This window comes from Maribacter sp. X9, assembly GCF_048537565.1.
Lineage (GTDB): Bacteria > Bacteroidota > Bacteroidia > Flavobacteriales > Flavobacteriaceae > Maribacter.
Genome location: NZ_CP183215.1, coordinates 3,713,369 through 3,730,261, shown reverse-complemented (window position 1 = coordinate 3,730,261; position 16,893 = coordinate 3,713,369). Strand labels below are relative to the sequence as shown.

Here is a 16,893-nt window from a genome sequence, read left to right as displayed (position 1 = left end):
AAAACTCTAGTCGATCGACGTTACGACATCGTCAATGGTTAACCTAGATTTTTCTGTTATACTGGGCTGATTTGCATCTTCTGAATCACGATACCCAATTGCAACCGCGAATAAAACTTTCTGATGGGTAATATTTAGAATTTCTTTATATTTTTGAGGTTCAATTCCTTCCATTGGTGTTGAATCTATTTCCATGGCGGCGCACGCGGCCAAGAAAAAACCTAAGGATAAATATACTTGTTGGGTGAGCCAATTAATCGTTTTTTCAGCCGGTTGTTCCTTGATGAACTGTTTGTAGTAATTCACAGATCCTTCCGCCAAGTTTTTCTCTACATGACGCTCAAACTGCTCAAGATTGTCCATAACGCTAAAAACAACAAGATGGCTGGCATCTTTTATTTTTGGGGCATTGAAAAATGATGCCTCTGCAAGGGCATCCTTTGTTTCTTTACGGGAAACAATGGTATAGGACCATGGCTGACTATTTATGGAAGACGGGCTTAATTTTAGAATATGCTTTAGGTCCTCAATTTGAGATTCAGGAATTTTTCTTGAGCTATCGTATTTCTTTGTGGTATATCTGTTTTCGGCTAAGGTCCTAAAATCGATCATTTTTTACTTTTTAGCAAAAGTAAGAAGAGTTCAACCCAAAATTTAAATTGGTCTCATAAGATATTTGTAAATTTTTAATCTATCTTCAGGTGAATAGTTACTCCTAAATTATTTCATTGATGTAGCCTCAAGGTTTGTTATTACAAGTGCCAGACTCTTTTTTATAAGGAACATTCGCTGTGGGCACGAAAATTATCAGCTATGGTATAATAAAGGTCTACCGTCATGGTTGGAAGATGCCGAACGGTTATATTCTATTCTTGTTGGTTGGTTAATGAAGACTCTCCCCAACGCCCACTTAGGTCGAAGAATTCATATCCCTCTTGATAGGCTTACCAATAGTGATCTTGGCTAACGTTAGGGCGGCTGAATTCCATGAATGTGGAGTTGTTTGGTTAAAATCACCCAAGTATTTTTCAATAATGATTCCTTCATTTTGTAAAAGAATGAAAACATCCGTATTCGTAGCTTCATAAAAATGCTATTAGTGCGGGTTCTGGGCTGGCATCCCATAGAGAACCCGTTAAAGGAGGGAAATACATTTACTTTTTAACGGGTGTAGGTTGCGTTGAGTAATCAGATGAGCATCCATAGAACATTATAATTGAAATGAATAGAATTAGATTAGATGGCTTCATAGTCAATGTGTTTGATAGTATAGCTACAAAGAATTTGTACTATTATTCATATTTCGATGAAGCGTGTATGTATTTCCAGGAATTTTATCTTTAACTAACGTTTTTAAACTCCCAAATCGTATTTTTGCACCCCAATTAAAATTATGAGGACAAAAACCCTTAAAAAGAACAAAATCAACGTAATAACTCTTGGTTGTTCAAAGAATGTATATGACTCTGAAGTACTCATGGGTCAGTTAAAAGCCAATGATAAAGAAGTGGTTCATGAAGAGGAAGGTAATATAGTTGTTATCAATACCTGTGGATTCATTGCCAATGCCAAAGAGGAGAGTGTGAACACTATCTTAGAATATGTTCAAAAGAAGGAGGATGGATTAGTGGACAAGGTATTTGTAACAGGATGCCTTAGCGAACGGTATAAGCCAGATTTGCAAAAGGAAATTCCTAATGTAGATGAATATTTTGGAACAAGTGAATTACCAGGTCTGTTGAAAGCGTTGGGAGCAGATTATAAACACGAACTGATAGGTGAACGTTTAACGACAACTCCTAAAAATTATGCCTATTTGAAGATTGCGGAAGGTTGTGACCGACCCTGTTCTTTTTGTGCCATACCCTTAATGCGCGGAAAACATAAAAGTAAGCCTATAGAAGAACTGGTTACCGAAGCCGAAAAGTTATCGGCTAAAGGAGTAAAGGAGCTTATTTTGATTGCTCAGGATTTAACGTATTACGGCTTGGATCTTTATAAAAAGAGAAACCTTGCAGAACTTTTGGAAGCCTTGGTAAAGGTAGAAGGCATTGAATGGATACGGTTGCATTATGCTTTTCCTACCGGTTTCCCGATGGATGTTTTAGAGGTTATGAACAGAGAAGAGAAAGTTTGTAATTATTTGGATATTCCGCTGCAGCATATCTCTGACCGAATTTTGAAAAGCATGCGTCGCGGCACTACCCAGGAAAAAACAACAAAACTTTTACAAGAGTTTAGGGCAGCAGTACCAGAGATGACCATAAGAACAACCTTGATTGTTGGCTATCCGGGAGAAACCGAAGAGGATTTTGAAATACTCAAAAATTGGGTAGTGGCCATGCGTTTTGAACGCTTGGGCTGTTTTACCTATAGTCATGAGGAAAACACCCATGCCTACACTTTAGAAGACGATGTTCCTGAAGATGTTAAACAAGAACGTGCCAATATCATCATGGAGATTCAGTCACAGATTTCCTGGGAGCTGAACCAAAAGAAAGTTGGGGAGGTTTTTAAATGTATCATTGATCGAAAAGAGGGGAATTATTTTATAGGACGTACCGAATATGATTCTCCTGATGTTGACAACGAGGTACTCATCGATGCCTCAAAACATTATGTGAAGCAGGGAGAATTCATCAATGTAAAGATTACGGAAGCTGCCGATTTTGACTTGTACGGCGTGCCGGTTCAAAATTAATTTTTGAATCGTTTTTTAAAATTTAAGGGAGTATAACCACTTCGTTGCTTAAATACGCGTGAAAAATAAGCGTAATCTTCAAAGCCTAAAATTTCTGAAATTTCTGAAAATGTGTTTGTTGAGTGTACGATTAAGCGCTTTGCTTCCAAAATTAACCGTTCATTAATTAATTGGGTCGTTGTTTTGTTCAATGTCGTCTTTACGATCCTATTTAAATGCCGGGCTGTGATATTTAAACGATCAGCATAGAAATGTGCCGATTTTTCGATTTTATAGTTTTTTTCGATGGCAAGATCCAAGTATGCTAACGTTTCTAAATAATTTGGGGAAACCACTTTTTTTACTTGATCATACTTGGAATATTTTCGGCTAAGGTCTATGTACACCAAATTTACCAGGCTTGCCAATTTTTGTTTCTGATAATAGTTTTCATGTTGATATTCTGTGAAGATTTCATCGAAGCGTGGTCGAATGCTATTTAGCTCATTCGAAGTTAAATGTAAGTAAGGTGGGTTTGTATGCGAATAATAAAACGGGAACTGCTCTAATTCATGGTTGTTGAAAGAAATTTCATAGAATTCTTGAGTGTGAAAAAAAATGTATCCATCCGGTCTCTTGTTGAATTCCCATCTATGGGTCTGCCCTGGTCTTAGAAAAAATACGCTACCTGGTTGTACTACATGCGATTCAAAATCTATTTCGTGAACCCCTTCTCCATCGGTGAATACTACACAAAGGAAAAAGTCATGGCGGTGCGAGGTATTGACGATAGATTTATTTTTTTCTAAGTGTAAAGCAAGGTTGTTACAATAAAAACCGGAAATACGCTCAAGTTTAAATTGGTCGATATTTAATATAGGAATATGCTTCATTTTGCTTGTATATGTCTTAAAAGTACAAAAAATGGCTCCTTTGTTGTGAATAAAAAATGTTCTTTGATATGTACTTTTGTCATCCGCATCTTAATTATGGCAATGATCTAGATTAACGCTATAAAGTGTGGAACATAAATAAAAATCGTTTGATTGCTTAACGATTTATAATTAAAATTCATAATTATGAGTGTTTTAAAAGGATCTAAGGTTTATGGTATTTTAACAGGTACTTGTCCGGTATGCCAAGAAGAATCAATGTATTCCGATAAGAATCCCTATCATTTAAAAAATACTTTAAAAATGGAGGAGCGGTGTAGTCACTGTCACACAAAATATAAAATAGAACCTTCATTTTTTTATGGAGCTATGTATGTAAGTTATCCCGTTGGGTTGAGTTTTGCAACGGCAGCGTTTGTATTGTCTTATTTGGTATTCGGTCTAAGCCTAATTACAACCTATGGAATCATAGTTTTGGTGATGATGCTGGCACTGCCCATTATATTGAGAATTTCTAGAAACATCTGGATCAATTTTTTCATGAGCTACGATAAGAAAAAGGATGCCTCGAAAGTGGATACGGCATTCGATTCTTAACTACGGAATATACTATTTACGAAATGAAACACCCTGAAATCATTATAGATTTCAGGGTGTTTCATTTAAAATGGGTATCAATGTTCCTTACTAGATAATCGAGATTTAAACGCTCTGCGATGCTGGCGTCGAAATAAAGCGTCAATTTACATTCAGTGTCTCGGGGACTTTCCCCGAGCTAGTTTACTATAACTTACTTTTCAAAATAGAGGTAAATATACATAGCGGCCCCAAAATTCGAGGCATCGGTAGAGACTAAACGCCAACCTTCTTGTGCATAAACATCTAATTTTTCCTGTATCTCTACTTTTGATGCGTTAACGATATGGTATTTATCCAATGTAAATTTTGAGTAATAGATTAGGGTTTCTACTTTGTATTCCTTCATATGATTCCAATTTAGTTGACCATAAATAGAGCATTGGCGAAAAAGAGTTTCCCATTTTCCCAAAATCCTCTAAAAAGGGGATTGTCTATCATATAAATTACTTGACCACGGCCCATGCTTTCAGTTCCGAAAATTAGGGTTTCCGAAATTTTTTTCTTTGCTTCACTTCCGGCAAACCCAGAAACAGGTTCGTTAGCGCCTTCATCTAAATATACTGCGCTTCCATTTTCCAAATAATTATAAGCTCTATCTCCTATTTTTAAGGTAAAATAAGTATCACCATAACCATAGGCCAGCGGATTAGTGTTGTCGACATTGGCCTTAAAGATTGCCCCGGTAATAGCAGATTTCATTTGTTCCCGTTCAGAGATCTCGAAAGACTCTAAATGAATAGTGGAATCCTTTTCTGTTTCCCTTTCTTTTATAGAAAAAGCTTTATCCGTTGAAAGTCCATCTATTGCACTCCCCATTGCAATTAGTTTACCTCCCCGTTTTACCCAATCTTTAATCTTTTCTTTGATGTTATCCGTTAAGAAGCTTTTATAGTCCGAACCGTCCGGTAAAATTAGGATATCATATTTCTCTAGCTCAACCCTGTTAAAATAGTCTTCATCAAAAATCGAAACCGGATAGTTCAATTGCTGTTCAAAAAAGTTCCATATTTCTCCAAAACGAAAGGTAGAGGTGGGTTCTCCTGAAAGAATCGCAATTTTTAAACTTTGAATAACATCTACATAACTAGAGCCAAAATCCTTTCCATTCTCTACGAATCCAGTTTTTGTGGAAATGAGTTTTTTGGTGTTCTCCATGGCCACATTCGACAATATCTTATTAAAGTCTTTCAGGTTTTTATTATCACTCTTTGTTATAATCAATGTACCACGTTCGTGGGAAATGCCGTCAAGGGTGAAGGGTTTATGTGCATAACGCACACGTACTTTATTTCGTAAAAGCGCTGCCAAGAATCGGGCATCTTTCATGCTGTTCCAATCAGCTAAGTAGGCGTAACTATCTTCTTTTGGTACTTCAAAGGATGGGGTCGCAGTAGTTTTAGAAATAGTACCAACACTATTCTCACTAGCAATCGCATCTAGTCCGTAGGCATAGGGGAGGGACCAGGCGGTAATATCATAGGTGACAGAATCACTTAATTTTGCCATGGGTTCAAACAATACTTTTACCAAGGTGCTTTTTGCTTGGTCTGTAGAAACAACCATGCTTTTTTCTGAACTTTTTAATGTACCTAATTTAGCTGTGGTGTAGTTATATCCTTTAATGGTATTGTCTTCGCCTGTTTTATATTCTATTTCATGCTGATCCAGCAATTTACCCAAAGCCTCTAGTTTATCTGGGTTACCGTTCAACACATAGCTTTTATACTTGTACTCTTTTTTTTGATAGAATTTTTTGAATTCTTCATTTAATCGAGCTACATTTTTTGAAGCGACTTCGACCGTAGATAGTCCCGTAGTATAATGATGGGCAATACGGTCTTTTAAGGTGAGCGTGTCGCCAATACTTGTAATGATACCCAATCCTGCTCTACCACCGCCACCTTGCTCATAGGTCATGCCAATACCCCCGTTATACGTTGGGTAGGTATCGCCATAACTCGGATAAAGAAGATCGAAAACTTCTTTGGTGAAATAAAACCATCCGTTCTCATCAAAATATTTAGCGTGGTTCTTTCCTATGGTTACTTGGAATTCTCGTTGAAAATCGGTTACTACTTCATGGAAAGGCTCTGCTGCCGGAGCGAAATAATAGGGGTTGTCCACACCTTGTTCGTGAAAATCAACATGTACATGAGGTAACCATTTATTGAACTGTTTTAGTCGTTGCTGACTTTCTACTTGTGTTAACCACGCCCAATCACGGTTTAAATCAAACATATAATGATTACTGCGGCCGCTTAACCAACCCTCGTGATGCTCCTTGCTGAAGGGGTCCACTTGGTTAGGGGAGTTTTTGAATTGGTTATAAAAATTGACATAACGGTCGCGGCCATCTGGGTTGATACAGGGGTCGATCAGCACGACGATATCCTCTAGGTAGCTGCTTTTAGTGGTCAATAGATCATAAATGGTCTGCATAGAAGCTTCGGTGCTTACACTTTCGTTACCATGAACATTATAACTAAGCCAAACAATACCTTTAGTTGGTGTGCCCTCACCTTTTGTACTTTTTAAATGTTCTAATCTAATGTTCTCCAAATTCGCCATATTGGCTTTGGTAGAGATAGTAGCCAATAGTAACGGTCTACGTTCATTTGTTTTTCCATACTCAACAAGGTTCATACGTTCGGGTTCTGCTTGCGCTAAGTAATTATAATACTCAACGACTTGGTGGTGTCTTGTGAATTGCGTTCCCAATTCGTACCCCAGAAATTCAGAGGGAGATTTTAGTTGAGCGAATGTCAGTAGTGGTAGTAAAAAAAAGGTGTAGCGTAAAATTAGTTTCATAGGTTTGTTTTGTAATCTCAAGAAACCAAATCTATTAAATTATATGGAGAATTATGGTAATGAAAAAGGCATTTTGACGCGTTTAAACGTTTTTAATACTTGCCGTAATTAACGTATTTTTAGGAACTATACCACCAAAGCGTTTTATATTTACCTAGTTTTTAATTTCTATATGGATATTGACTGTTTACCCCTAGAAAAGACCGGTTATTTTACCAAATTGATATGCGATTATGTAGCGGAAGATTTAAAATTAAAATCTTTATATAATCGTTTTTGTGATATAGAAGGATTTAAGGGACAGCTAAAAGAGAAAGGGGAAAGCTTTACCGAACAACATCGGGAAGTTTTGCATCGAGCTATGCTGAACCAATATCAAAGAACAGATACTTCAAAAGAAACTCTTGAAAACATTGCACTTTTAAGAGAAAAAAATACGTTCACGGTCGTCACCGGCCACCAGTTGAACCTTTTTACCGGACCTTTATATTTTCTGTATAAAATTATTTCGACCATTAATTTGGTAAAGCAATTGAAACAAGAATTTCCGGAGTACAATTTTGTGCCCATTTATTGGATGGCCACTGAAGACCACGATTTTGAAGAAATCAATTATTTCAATTTTAAGGGATTGAAGTTTAAGTGGAACAAAAATGCATCTGGGGCAGTAGGTCATTTAGATACCGATGGTCTAGATGAAGTGTATACGTCTTTCGCAAATTCTATTGGTAACAGCAACAACGCAGAAGAGTTAAAGCGGTTGTTCCAAGAGGCTTATTTAAAGCATGGAACCCTTACAGAAGCTACGCGTTATTTGGCCAATGAGCTATTTAAGGAGTATGGACTCGTTATTGTGGACGGGGATGATCGAGATTTGAAACAACTGCTCATACCTTATATGAAAAAAGATGTTTTCGAGCAGATTGCCTTTGAAAAGGTCACGGACACTATTCAAGAAATCGAACGATTATCTTCCGATTATCCTGTCCAGGTAAATCCTCGAGAAATCAATTATTTTTATTTGAAAGATGGTATTCGCGAACGAATCATAGAAAATAAGGGTGGTTATTTGGTAAATGATACCGAACTTTCTTTTTCTAAAGAAGAGCTGGTCCAGGAAATGGAAACTCATCCAGAGCGTTTCTCCCCTAACGTTATCGCACGTCCCTTATATCAAGAAGTCATTTTGCCTAATCTATGCTATATTGGGGGTGGTGGTGAAATCGCTTATTGGCTGGAATTGAAAGCTACTTTTGAGGCAATGCAAGTTCCTTTTCCCATTTTATTGGTTCGTAATTCGGTCTTGTTGATTACCAATAAACAAGCGGACAAATTGAAACAGATGAATATTTCCACATCCGATGTATTCCTGAAGCAAAGCAGTTTGATTAACAAGAAAATACGGGAGATTTCAAATATTGATATCGATTTTTCGCCCCAAAAAAAAATACTTGAAGATCAGTTTCAAGGTATGTACGACCTTGCCGAACAAACCGACAAATCTTTTTTAAAAGCTGTCAAGGCACAGGAAGTTAAGCAAAAAAAAGGCTTGGACAATTTAGAAAAGCGCCTATTAAAGGCCCAAAAAAGGAAACTAAAAGACCATGTAGTGCGTTTGACCGAAATACAGAACGAGTTGTTTCCCATGCAATCGCTGCAAGAACGTAAGTCAAATTTCTCTGAATTTTATCTCGAATATGGTAAGGAGTTGATGCCCATGCTATTCGAAGCGTTAAAACCTTTGGATTTGGTGTTTACGGTGATTACCAAAAAGTAGATGACGCGCAAGATTGGTACTGTAAATAGAGTGGCCATACTTGCTTTTTCTTTTTTCTTGCAATTACCATATTAAATTGATTTTTGTTTGATGCATGGTGTAATGACTGTACGTAGTTAAAAGTCAAATTAGTTTAATGCAGATTTTTTCTAAGCAACTTACGGATTGATTCTAGTATAGATATTATAGTTTTCACTCTGGTTACTTATTCTTTTATAATTTTGGATTTTTGTGGTATCTACATTTTTCTCAATGACTAGAAATTTTCTTTGCTCGATAAATGAGGTGTCTAGACTTATAAGGTTATAGCGTTGATAAAGACCAACAATGGAGTAATCTAATTTGTCTGCCTTAAAATTTATAATACTGTTATTTGGAACAACTTTTATAACTTCTCTTAAATTGGCTAAATGTTCCCTGTCTCTTTTGTCAACTGTTCCAACATTTTTTATCGCAAGCGCAAATGATATTAAGAGGAGTAACATTATTATATATGAGGAATAGTTGTATATTTTTTTATTTTTAATTTCTGCTAATAGAGAATTAAAAGAAGGTGCTATCCAAATAGATAAAGCTAAAATGAATAATGGTGTAGAAGGGACTAGGTAGTAGCCAGCTTGTTTCAAGCTAATTATTAACGGTAATGAAGATGCAATACCTAGAAACAAAAAGAGAAAAATATATTTACACTTTGTGTTTTCTATTATTTTCTTGTCATTAATAATGAACGAAGAAAACAGGACCACTAATGAAATTCCAAAAGATATGGGCATTGATTTGAAAATTCCATAAATTATATAAAATCTACTTTCTCTTATATTTTCAACTCTATTGCCGCGTAATGATTCAATTACCTGTATGTCTATATATTTCAAAATGAATTCTCTTGAAGATTCAAACTGCAATAAGACCAAAGCACAAATAACAAAACTTAAAAGTAAAGCTGATGTTTTTATAATTTGTGATTTTAATTTTTGTTTAAAAATTAAAAAATATAAAATAAAAAATATTAAAGGAAACAAAGCCACGAAACCTTTTGATAAAAAGCCTAAGAAGATAAAAACACCCGCTAGTACTATAAGACTATAGGTTTTTACATTTTTAAAACTTAAACTTTTTAACAAACAGTAGATTGAACACATTGTGAATACAGTTAGCGTGCATTCTAATAAATTATTCGGATAGGCAAAAAAAGTTTGAAAATTTGTCATCCAAAGAAATACGGGTAGATAAAAGAGCTTTTGAAGTTTATTATCATTTTGATAAATTAAAATCCAACATTTACTAATAATTATAGTAGTGGCTACGAAAACGGTGAGGCAGTAAATCCTTTCTACCCAAAAAGAATCACCCAGTATTTTGAAGAAAAATGACTGAAGCCAGAAAACAAGGGGCGGGTGCTCGTAAAATTCTTTAAAAATTGTTTTCGTAAATGACGGATGCCAATAATCACCAATTCCCAGTTCTAAATTATGAGATATTGCGGCATACCAAATACCATCTACAAACATACCTTCTCTAAGAAGGTTTGGAGCAAATAGAGAGAAAAATAGTACTAAAAGGAAAATCCAATGAAACTGTTTTGTTATGGTGTTTTTAATTCTCAACTTGAATTTTATTTATTAGTTCAATGAACGATTAATTTAAGGAACTAAAAAAGTGCTTTCCCAGCCAGAATTTTCTTTTTCGAATAGTACACGTATATGATTTGGTCTTTTTAGTTTTAAATATTCAATTGTTTTCGGTAGAATATCGATCATCGCAAAATAATGGTTCTCCTTCATATATTCAACCTGATCAGGGGTTTTGATTTCACTCCCAGGGCTTATATCGGCACTATATTCTTTTCTACTGTTGGACTGAACAATATTCCAATAGGTATTTAACCGTTTTTCATCTGTGACAATTTGTGCCGTCCCTTCAATTTTTAATTGTAATAGCTTTTCAGGATGATACAAGAGTAAACTTACCTGATTGTTTTCTTTTATATGGGCTATTTTTTTGGTACGACTATCTGTATAAATGGTAAGCTGTAAATCTTCAGAAACGTGCCGTAGAACAACGGTTCGTAATCTTGCGATACTTTTCTTCCCAATCGTTGCCAAGGTTGCGTATCTAAAAGAATGGTCTTTTTTATAGATACAGTTGCGTAGTTCCGTAGTTAATTCTTCGAAGAAGACATCGGTCATTTTTGGTATTTTTTTCTAAAAGTAAAAATTATTAAAATAAAGGTAGGGTAAAACCTAAATGGATTTTTCTATATAAAACTAGCTGAGAAACAGAATTTAGTTGAGATTGATTCTCCTGTTTTTAGTTTGAAGTTGGGTTTTGATTTTTGAACATGAGTGTAAGTTTGGGGTTTTATTAACGACTTAAAGGTTGAATACAAATTGTTATGAAAAAGATTTTTTCTTTTATTGTATTCGGTTTAATGGTTGGTTGAATAGAAAGCCCGGGTGATTCCCGGGCTTTTGTATTTTAGAAGATGAAGATGTTGATTTTTAATTTGTAGGAATAACTTTAAATAACTCTAATTCAGTATTTTGATATATTTTATATAAAGCTAAAGTTTTATTTTACTTTATAGTCTAAACGCATGGTAATGGAAGCGGTTTTGTTTTTTGATGAGGTATTGTAAGCGCCTCCCCAACTATAATCTTCCCCAGAATTTTGACCTGTAATTTGAAAAACGCCCATGTTCGCAGATACCAGGTCACCTAACTTGCTTCCGGCATTCTCGGCTATTTTTTCTGCACGTACTCTGGCATCTTCGGTAGCTTTAGAGATCATTTCAATCTTTAAATCGGCCAACTTGGTATAGTAGTATCTTGGAGGTGAAGAATTAAATTGAACTCCCTTGTTCAATAGTTCTGTAATTTCCCTTGCTACGCTTTCTATCAAAGCAACATTGTTAGATTCTATTTTTACCGTTTGCATTAATTGGTAGCCGCGAAAAATGCTTCCTACATAATTTCCGTTATCATACTGGTTATCTCTGAGCTCGGTGGTTTGTACGCTGTTGAAAATGATACTGCCCGCATCTATTCCCTTTGAGATTAGATATTGTTTTACAATTTCTTTATCCCCGTTGAGTTGGTCGAAAGCAGATTTGAGTACCGTGTTGTTCGCAGAAAATTGACCTTCCCATACAATGAGGTCGGAGGTGAAATTTTCATTTCCCAGACCCGTAACAGAAATGATTTGGGGCGGGTTAGCTCTTTGTACGTAGGCATTCCCTAAAAAATAGGCGGCTATAATGATAGCCGCTCCAAAAATAATAGCACTTACTTGTTTCATTTAATAAAATTTAAATCCACATTAAATATAACTAAAAGATACTTTTCAAGAACGGTCAATTTGCTATTTTTGCCCATGCAAAATAAAGTCCTTATCCTAGATTTTGGTTCCCAGTATACCCAGTTGATCGGTAGACGCGTACGTGAACTGAATATTTTCTCAGAAATTAAACCTTATAACAAAATACCGGAAGACCTTTCCGAGTACAAAGCGGTAATACTTTCCGGTTCTCCTTTATCCGTTAGGGGAGAAGACGCGGCGCATCCTGATCTTTCCGGAATTCGTGGTAAAAAACCGTTGTTAGGGGTTTGCTACGGAGCTCAATATTTGGCACATTTTAATGGTGGGAGTGTAGAGAAATCCAATACCCGTGAATATGGCCGAGCCAATTTGAATTTCGTTATGGAGAATGAGCCCTTCTTGGAAAATATAAATATAGGTAGTCAGGTTTGGATGAGCCATGCAGATACCATTAAAAAACTTCCTGATAATTCAATTTTACTGGCTAGTACCCATGACGTGGAAAATGCGGCTTTTAAGTTTGATGGTGAACAGACCTATGCCATTCAGTTTCATCCTGAAGTCTATCATTCTACGGATGGAAAACAGGTTCTCGAAAACTTTTTGGTCAATATAGCCGGGGTAGCGCAAACCTGGACACCCGATGCTTTTGTTGAAACTACGGTTGCCGATTTAAAAGAGAAAATAGGCGATGAAAAAGTGATTTTAGGATTATCTGGTGGTGTGGATTCCTCTGTAGCTGCAGTATTGTTGCATAAGGCTATTGGCAAGAACTTACATTGCATCTTTGTGAATAACGGGCTTTTGAGAAAGAACGAATTTACAGATGTATTGAAACAGTATGAAGGTATGGGCCTTAATGTAAAAGGTGTCGATGCTTCGGCACGTTTTTTGGAGGGTCTTGCTGGGGAAAGTGATCCAGAAGCAAAAAGAAAAACTATAGGACGTGTTTTTATAGAGGTATTTGATAGTGAATCTCATTTGGTGGAAGGAGCAAAATGGCTCGCACAAGGTACCATTTATCCAGATGTTATTGAATCGATTTCGGCCACGGGCGGTCCGTCCCAAACGATCAAGAGTCACCATAACGTAGGCGGTTTACCAGATTTTATGAAATTGAAAGTGGTAGAACCTTTAAAAATGCTCTTTAAAGACGAAGTGCGAAGGGTAGGGGCCACTTTAGGAATAGATAAGGCGCTTTTAGGCAGGCATCCTTTTCCAGGTCCTGGTTTGGCCATCCGTATTTTGGGAGATATTACGCCTGAGAAAGTTACCATATTGCAGGAGGTCGATGCTATTTTTATCGATGGACTTAAGAAATGGAACTTGTATGACAAAGTATGGCAGGCCGGTGCTATGCTTTTACCCGTAAATAGTGTCGGGGTAATGGGTGATGAGCGTACGTATGAAAAATGTGTAGCTTTAAGGGCGGTTGAAAGTACCGATGGTATGACGGCAGATTGGGTGAACTTGCCTTATGAGTTTTTACAAAAAACATCAAACGATATCATCAATAAAGTCCCTGGGGTAAATAGAGTCGTATATGATATAAGTTCAAAACCTCCGGCAACTATAGAATGGGAATAATATGAAATATATACAGAATCAAATTTATATCATCTGCGCTTTTTGCTTATTGGTGTCCTGTACCGCGTTGGGGCAGAGGTTCAATACGCATGAGGTAAAACAGGGGGAAACTTTAGAGAGTATAGCTAAGGCCTATGGCGTATCACCTGCGAGTATTCTCCAATATAATAAGGAGATAAGACCTGGACAACCCTTACGTGCGAATACAATTTTAGTGGTGCCTGGGGAAAAAGTCGCACAAAAACCAACGACTTCAGTTTCAGGTCTCAATAAAAGTATCATGCAAGATTCCACGTTGGGTAGAACCCCTATTGGTTTTACCACGCATCGGGTCAAGAAAAAAGAAACTATTTTCGGAATCACCCAAGAATATGGAATTACCGAAGATGAGCTTAAAAAGTACAATAAAAGTCTGTATGCTTCCCCACTTCAAAAAAAGATGGAATTACGCATACCTAAATATAAGGTGCAACCGGCACAGGGAGCCGGTTTAAATCCTGATGATTATGAAAAATACGTTGTAGCGCCAAAAGAAACACGATGGAGTATTGCCAATAAATATGGAATTACCATTGATAGTATGTTGGTGTTGAATCCGGGTCTTTCCAAAACCAATAACTATCTGTCTGAAGGGTACGAATTGCTTTTGCCCAAAATAGCGGGTAGCACAGTTGATAATCAGCAAACACAATTGTTCATTTCTTATACTGTGCCTCCCAAAATGAATTTTTACAGGCTTGAACAAGAGTTCAATGTAAAAGCTGATGAAATCGTTCGCTTAAATCCTGAAATTACGGAACGAGGAGGACTTAAGGAAGGAATGGTTATACGCATCCCTGAAAAGAAATTGGATCCAGGGGAAATTAATACGGATAATTATATTTTCTACGAGGTAAAACCGAAACAGAACGAGTTTAGATTGACCCGTAAATTTGGAATGACCTGGGCAGAATTAATCCAGTTGAATCCAGATTTGAAAGATGGATTAAAAGCGGGAATGGTGCTTAAATTACCTAAGGACAAAGTCGGCGATTTTGAAGTACGAAATTCATTGGTTCTCGATAAGATGAACTTGTTGGATAGCATCAATATTGATGTGAGACCCAAAATCATGTTCCTATTGCCTTTCCGTTTAGATAAACTTAATTTGACCGATAAAGAAGTTGTAGTAAAAACTATTGAAAGTCGAAATAGTTTGAAATATAGCCTCGGATTATATTCTGGCGCATTGGTGGCTTTAGATTCCTTAAAATCTTTGGGCGTTTCGATAGATGTCAAAACCTTTGATAATCAGTTGGATCTAATGCGGACGAAACAAATACTACAAAGTGAGAATTTGGGTGGCTACAATGCTATTTTCGGTCCCTTGGATATTCCATCGTTAAAAGAAACGGCTGTTCAGGCGGCTAAATACAATGTTCCTGTAGTGGCTCCCGTACCCGCAAAAAGTGAGATAAGTCTAAACAATGTTTTTTTCTCCTATACTGAAGAGCCCGTTTTGCGTAAGCATATGCTAGATTATGTAGAAAAGGCGCATAGCGATGAAACAATTCTGGTGATTGCCGACGAAAATAGCAAGTTGGAGCGTGAGGCCATCATTGCGCGTTTTCCAAATGCCAAGGTGGTAGTGGTTAAGGAAGAGGAAAAGAATATCGGCATCAATAGGGATAAGTTACAAACGCTACTTTCGGATCAAGTGACCAACTGGGTTTTTGTTGAATCAAAGAACTTTAAGTTGATTTCTAGTGTTGTTTCTATTCTGAACTCCTTCCATAATACCGCCTTCGACCCTTTAGAAGGGGAGCATAAAGTGCAGGTGAGAATGTTTACAACAGATATGAATCCTGCCTTTGAGAATGACGTCATTTCCAATACGCACTTGTCCAATCTGCATTTTACGTATCCTTCCGTTTATAGGGAAGTAGCGGATAATTCATTTGTGAAAAGATATAGAAAAAGGTTTGGCGATGATCCAGATCGTTATGCGATAAGAGGTTTCGACCTTATGTACGACCTTCTGTTGAAATTGGCCTATAAGAATGATTTGATAGATGTTTCTAGATTTATTGGGGAAACAGAATATAACGGGAATAAATTCGATTACGAAAGGAAGGATGTTAGTGGGTATTATAACCAAGCTTCTTATATTATGATGATCGAAGATTTAAGAATTAAAGAATTGGAATAATGATGACTTCAAAAGTTACCTATAACGGAAATCTTAGAACGGAGTGTGTGCATTTAAAATCGAACGATTCATTTGTGACGGATGCCCCTGTCGATAATAATGGTTTGGGTCAGGCATTCTCGCCGACCGATACTGTTGCTACAGGGTTGGCTAGTTGTATGCTGACCATGATGGGGATAAAAGCAAACGGATTGGAAGTTGATTTGAAGGGTTCTAACGCATCTGTTACGAAGCATATGGCGGCTTCACCTAGAAGGATTTCCAAAATTGAGGTAGAAATTCATTTACCAAAAGAAATATCCGATAAGAACAGAAAAATTTTGGAGCATACAGCTAATACCTGTCCTGTACATCATAGTCTGCACCCAGATATTGAGCGAGTAATTTCGTACCATTGGGATTTGTAAAGAAATTACGGCTAGCATTATTTTTTGCACTTTGTGTTATTACTTTGGGGCACGGTCAAGAAGAAATAGCTTGGAAATCAGATGTCCTCTTGAAGTGGGACGATTTTAAAGGTCCTGTTCCAGTAGGTTCGAGCGCTGCCGCTACTACGGCAAGTGGAATCAGTTATGATTTTTCTACTTTTTATAAGGGTGATGAATTAAAAATAGATTTTAAGGTTACCACTTATTTTTATCCGACACGTTCTTGGTACAAGCCTAAGGTTTGTAATGAAGTAACGCTATTACACGAACAGCTTCATTTTGATATTACAGAGCTTTATACTCGAAAAATGCGGAAGCAATTGGCAAATACCAAATTCACAAGAAATGTAAAGGAAGAAGTGCGTAAAATATACAAGGCAACTTTGCGACAGTTGAATGACTTTCAGAACAAATATGATTCAGAGACCAATTACTCCAGAAACCTGATTGTTCAAGAGCGGTGGGTCAAAGAAATTAAATCGGCTTTGAATCATTAGGTTAAGGAAACAAAATTCATCGCTAGTTACGGTCCACGTGATTGTCTATTTAGAGGTTAAATCTACGTGTCTCAACTA

Annotated in this window: 14 protein-coding genes; 7 read left to right on the top strand and 7 right to left on the bottom strand. The window is 36.6% G+C overall.

Annotated features, from left to right (window positions below; genetic code table 11):
• Positions 1-6: 6 nt before the first annotated feature.
• Positions 7-612, bottom strand: a complete 606-nt coding sequence (locus tag ACNR9Q_RS15910) for a nitroreductase family protein (protein ID WP_419212214.1) — start codon at positions 610-612, stop codon at positions 7-9.
• A gap of 781 nt (positions 613-1,393) precedes the next feature.
• Between ACNR9Q_RS15910 and rimO the strand changes: the two genes are divergently transcribed.
• Entirely contained in the window at positions 1,394-2,701 is a 1,308-nt protein-coding gene (rimO, locus tag ACNR9Q_RS15905) for a 30S ribosomal protein S12 methylthiotransferase RimO (protein ID WP_419212213.1), read from the top strand.
• On the opposite strand, the gene ACNR9Q_RS15900 is transcribed toward rimO, so the two are convergent.
• On the bottom strand, positions 2,698-3,573 hold the full coding sequence (locus ACNR9Q_RS15900) for an AraC family transcriptional regulator (RefSeq protein WP_419212212.1): 876 nt from the start codon (positions 3,571-3,573) through the stop codon (positions 2,698-2,700). The genes rimO and ACNR9Q_RS15900 overlap by 4 nt on opposite strands.
• Before the next feature lie 186 nt (positions 3,574-3,759).
• On the opposite strand from ACNR9Q_RS15900, the gene ACNR9Q_RS15895 reads away from it, so the two are divergent.
• Positions 3,760-4,170, top strand: a complete 411-nt coding sequence (locus ACNR9Q_RS15895; RefSeq protein ID WP_419212211.1) for a DUF983 domain-containing protein — start codon at positions 3,760-3,762, stop codon at positions 4,168-4,170.
• Between the two features lie 193 nt (positions 4,171-4,363).
• On the opposite strand, the gene ACNR9Q_RS15890 is transcribed toward ACNR9Q_RS15895, so the two are convergent.
• A complete protein-coding gene (locus ACNR9Q_RS15890) occupies positions 4,364-4,558 on the bottom strand; it encodes a DUF4177 domain-containing protein (protein WP_419212210.1) in 195 nt (64 codons plus the stop codon).
• An 11-nt stretch (positions 4,559-4,569) separates the two neighbouring features.
• Positions 4,570-7,020, bottom strand: a complete 2,451-nt coding sequence (locus ACNR9Q_RS15885; RefSeq protein WP_419212209.1) for a M14 family metallopeptidase — start codon at positions 7,018-7,020, stop codon at positions 4,570-4,572.
• A 172-nt stretch (positions 7,021-7,192) separates the two neighbouring features.
• On the opposite strand from ACNR9Q_RS15885, the gene bshC reads away from it, so the two are divergent.
• Positions 7,193-8,797 (top strand): bacillithiol biosynthesis cysteine-adding enzyme BshC, encoded by a 1,605-nt coding sequence (gene bshC, locus ACNR9Q_RS15880; protein ID WP_419212208.1) that lies wholly within the window; start codon positions 7,193-7,195, stop codon positions 8,795-8,797.
• 158 nt (positions 8,798-8,955) lie between these two features.
• Here bshC and ACNR9Q_RS15875 read toward each other — a convergent pair whose 3' ends face one another.
• The 3 genes from ACNR9Q_RS15875 to ACNR9Q_RS15865 all read right to left on the bottom strand — a co-directional run bounded on the left by ACNR9Q_RS15875 (position 8,956) and on the right by ACNR9Q_RS15865 (position 12,094).
• On the bottom strand, positions 8,956-10,404 hold the full coding sequence (locus ACNR9Q_RS15875; RefSeq protein WP_419212207.1) for an ArnT family glycosyltransferase: 1,449 nt from the start codon (positions 10,402-10,404) through the stop codon (positions 8,956-8,958).
• A gap of 36 nt (positions 10,405-10,440) precedes the next feature.
• Positions 10,441-10,986: a pyridoxamine 5'-phosphate oxidase family protein gene (locus ACNR9Q_RS15870; RefSeq protein WP_419212206.1), complete on the bottom strand. Its 546-nt coding sequence runs from the start codon at positions 10,984-10,986 to the stop codon at positions 10,441-10,443.
• Positions 10,987-11,368: 382 nt separating this feature from the next.
• Positions 11,369-12,094 carry an SIMPL domain-containing protein gene (locus tag ACNR9Q_RS15865; RefSeq protein ID WP_419212205.1) on the bottom strand — a complete coding sequence of 242 codons (726 nt, stop codon included), beginning with the start codon at positions 12,092-12,094 and terminating at the stop codon, positions 11,369-11,371.
• Positions 12,095-12,169: 75 nt separating this feature from the next.
• Here ACNR9Q_RS15865 and guaA point away from each other — a divergent pair, with 75 nt between their 5' ends.
• From guaA to ACNR9Q_RS15845, 4 genes are read left to right on the top strand one after another with little or no spacing between them, the layout of a single operon-like run.
• Complete coding sequence (gene guaA / locus ACNR9Q_RS15860; protein WP_419212204.1) at positions 12,170-13,702, top strand: glutamine-hydrolyzing GMP synthase; 1,533 nt, start codon at positions 12,170-12,172, stop codon at positions 13,700-13,702.
• Position 13,703: 1 nt separating this feature from the next.
• Complete coding sequence (locus ACNR9Q_RS15855; RefSeq protein ID WP_419212203.1) at positions 13,704-15,890, top strand: LysM peptidoglycan-binding domain-containing protein; 2,187 nt, start codon at positions 13,704-13,706, stop codon at positions 15,888-15,890.
• A gap of 2 nt (positions 15,891-15,892) precedes the next feature.
• Complete coding sequence (locus tag ACNR9Q_RS15850) at positions 15,893-16,297, top strand: OsmC family protein (protein ID WP_419214292.1); 405 nt, start codon at positions 15,893-15,895, stop codon at positions 16,295-16,297.
• Positions 16,285-16,815 carry a DUF922 domain-containing protein gene (locus tag ACNR9Q_RS15845; RefSeq protein ID WP_419212202.1) on the top strand — a complete coding sequence of 177 codons (531 nt, stop codon included), beginning with the start codon at positions 16,285-16,287 and terminating at the stop codon, positions 16,813-16,815. The genes ACNR9Q_RS15850 and ACNR9Q_RS15845 overlap by 13 nt, the downstream gene beginning before the upstream one ends.
• Positions 16,816-16,893 lie beyond the last annotated feature (78 nt).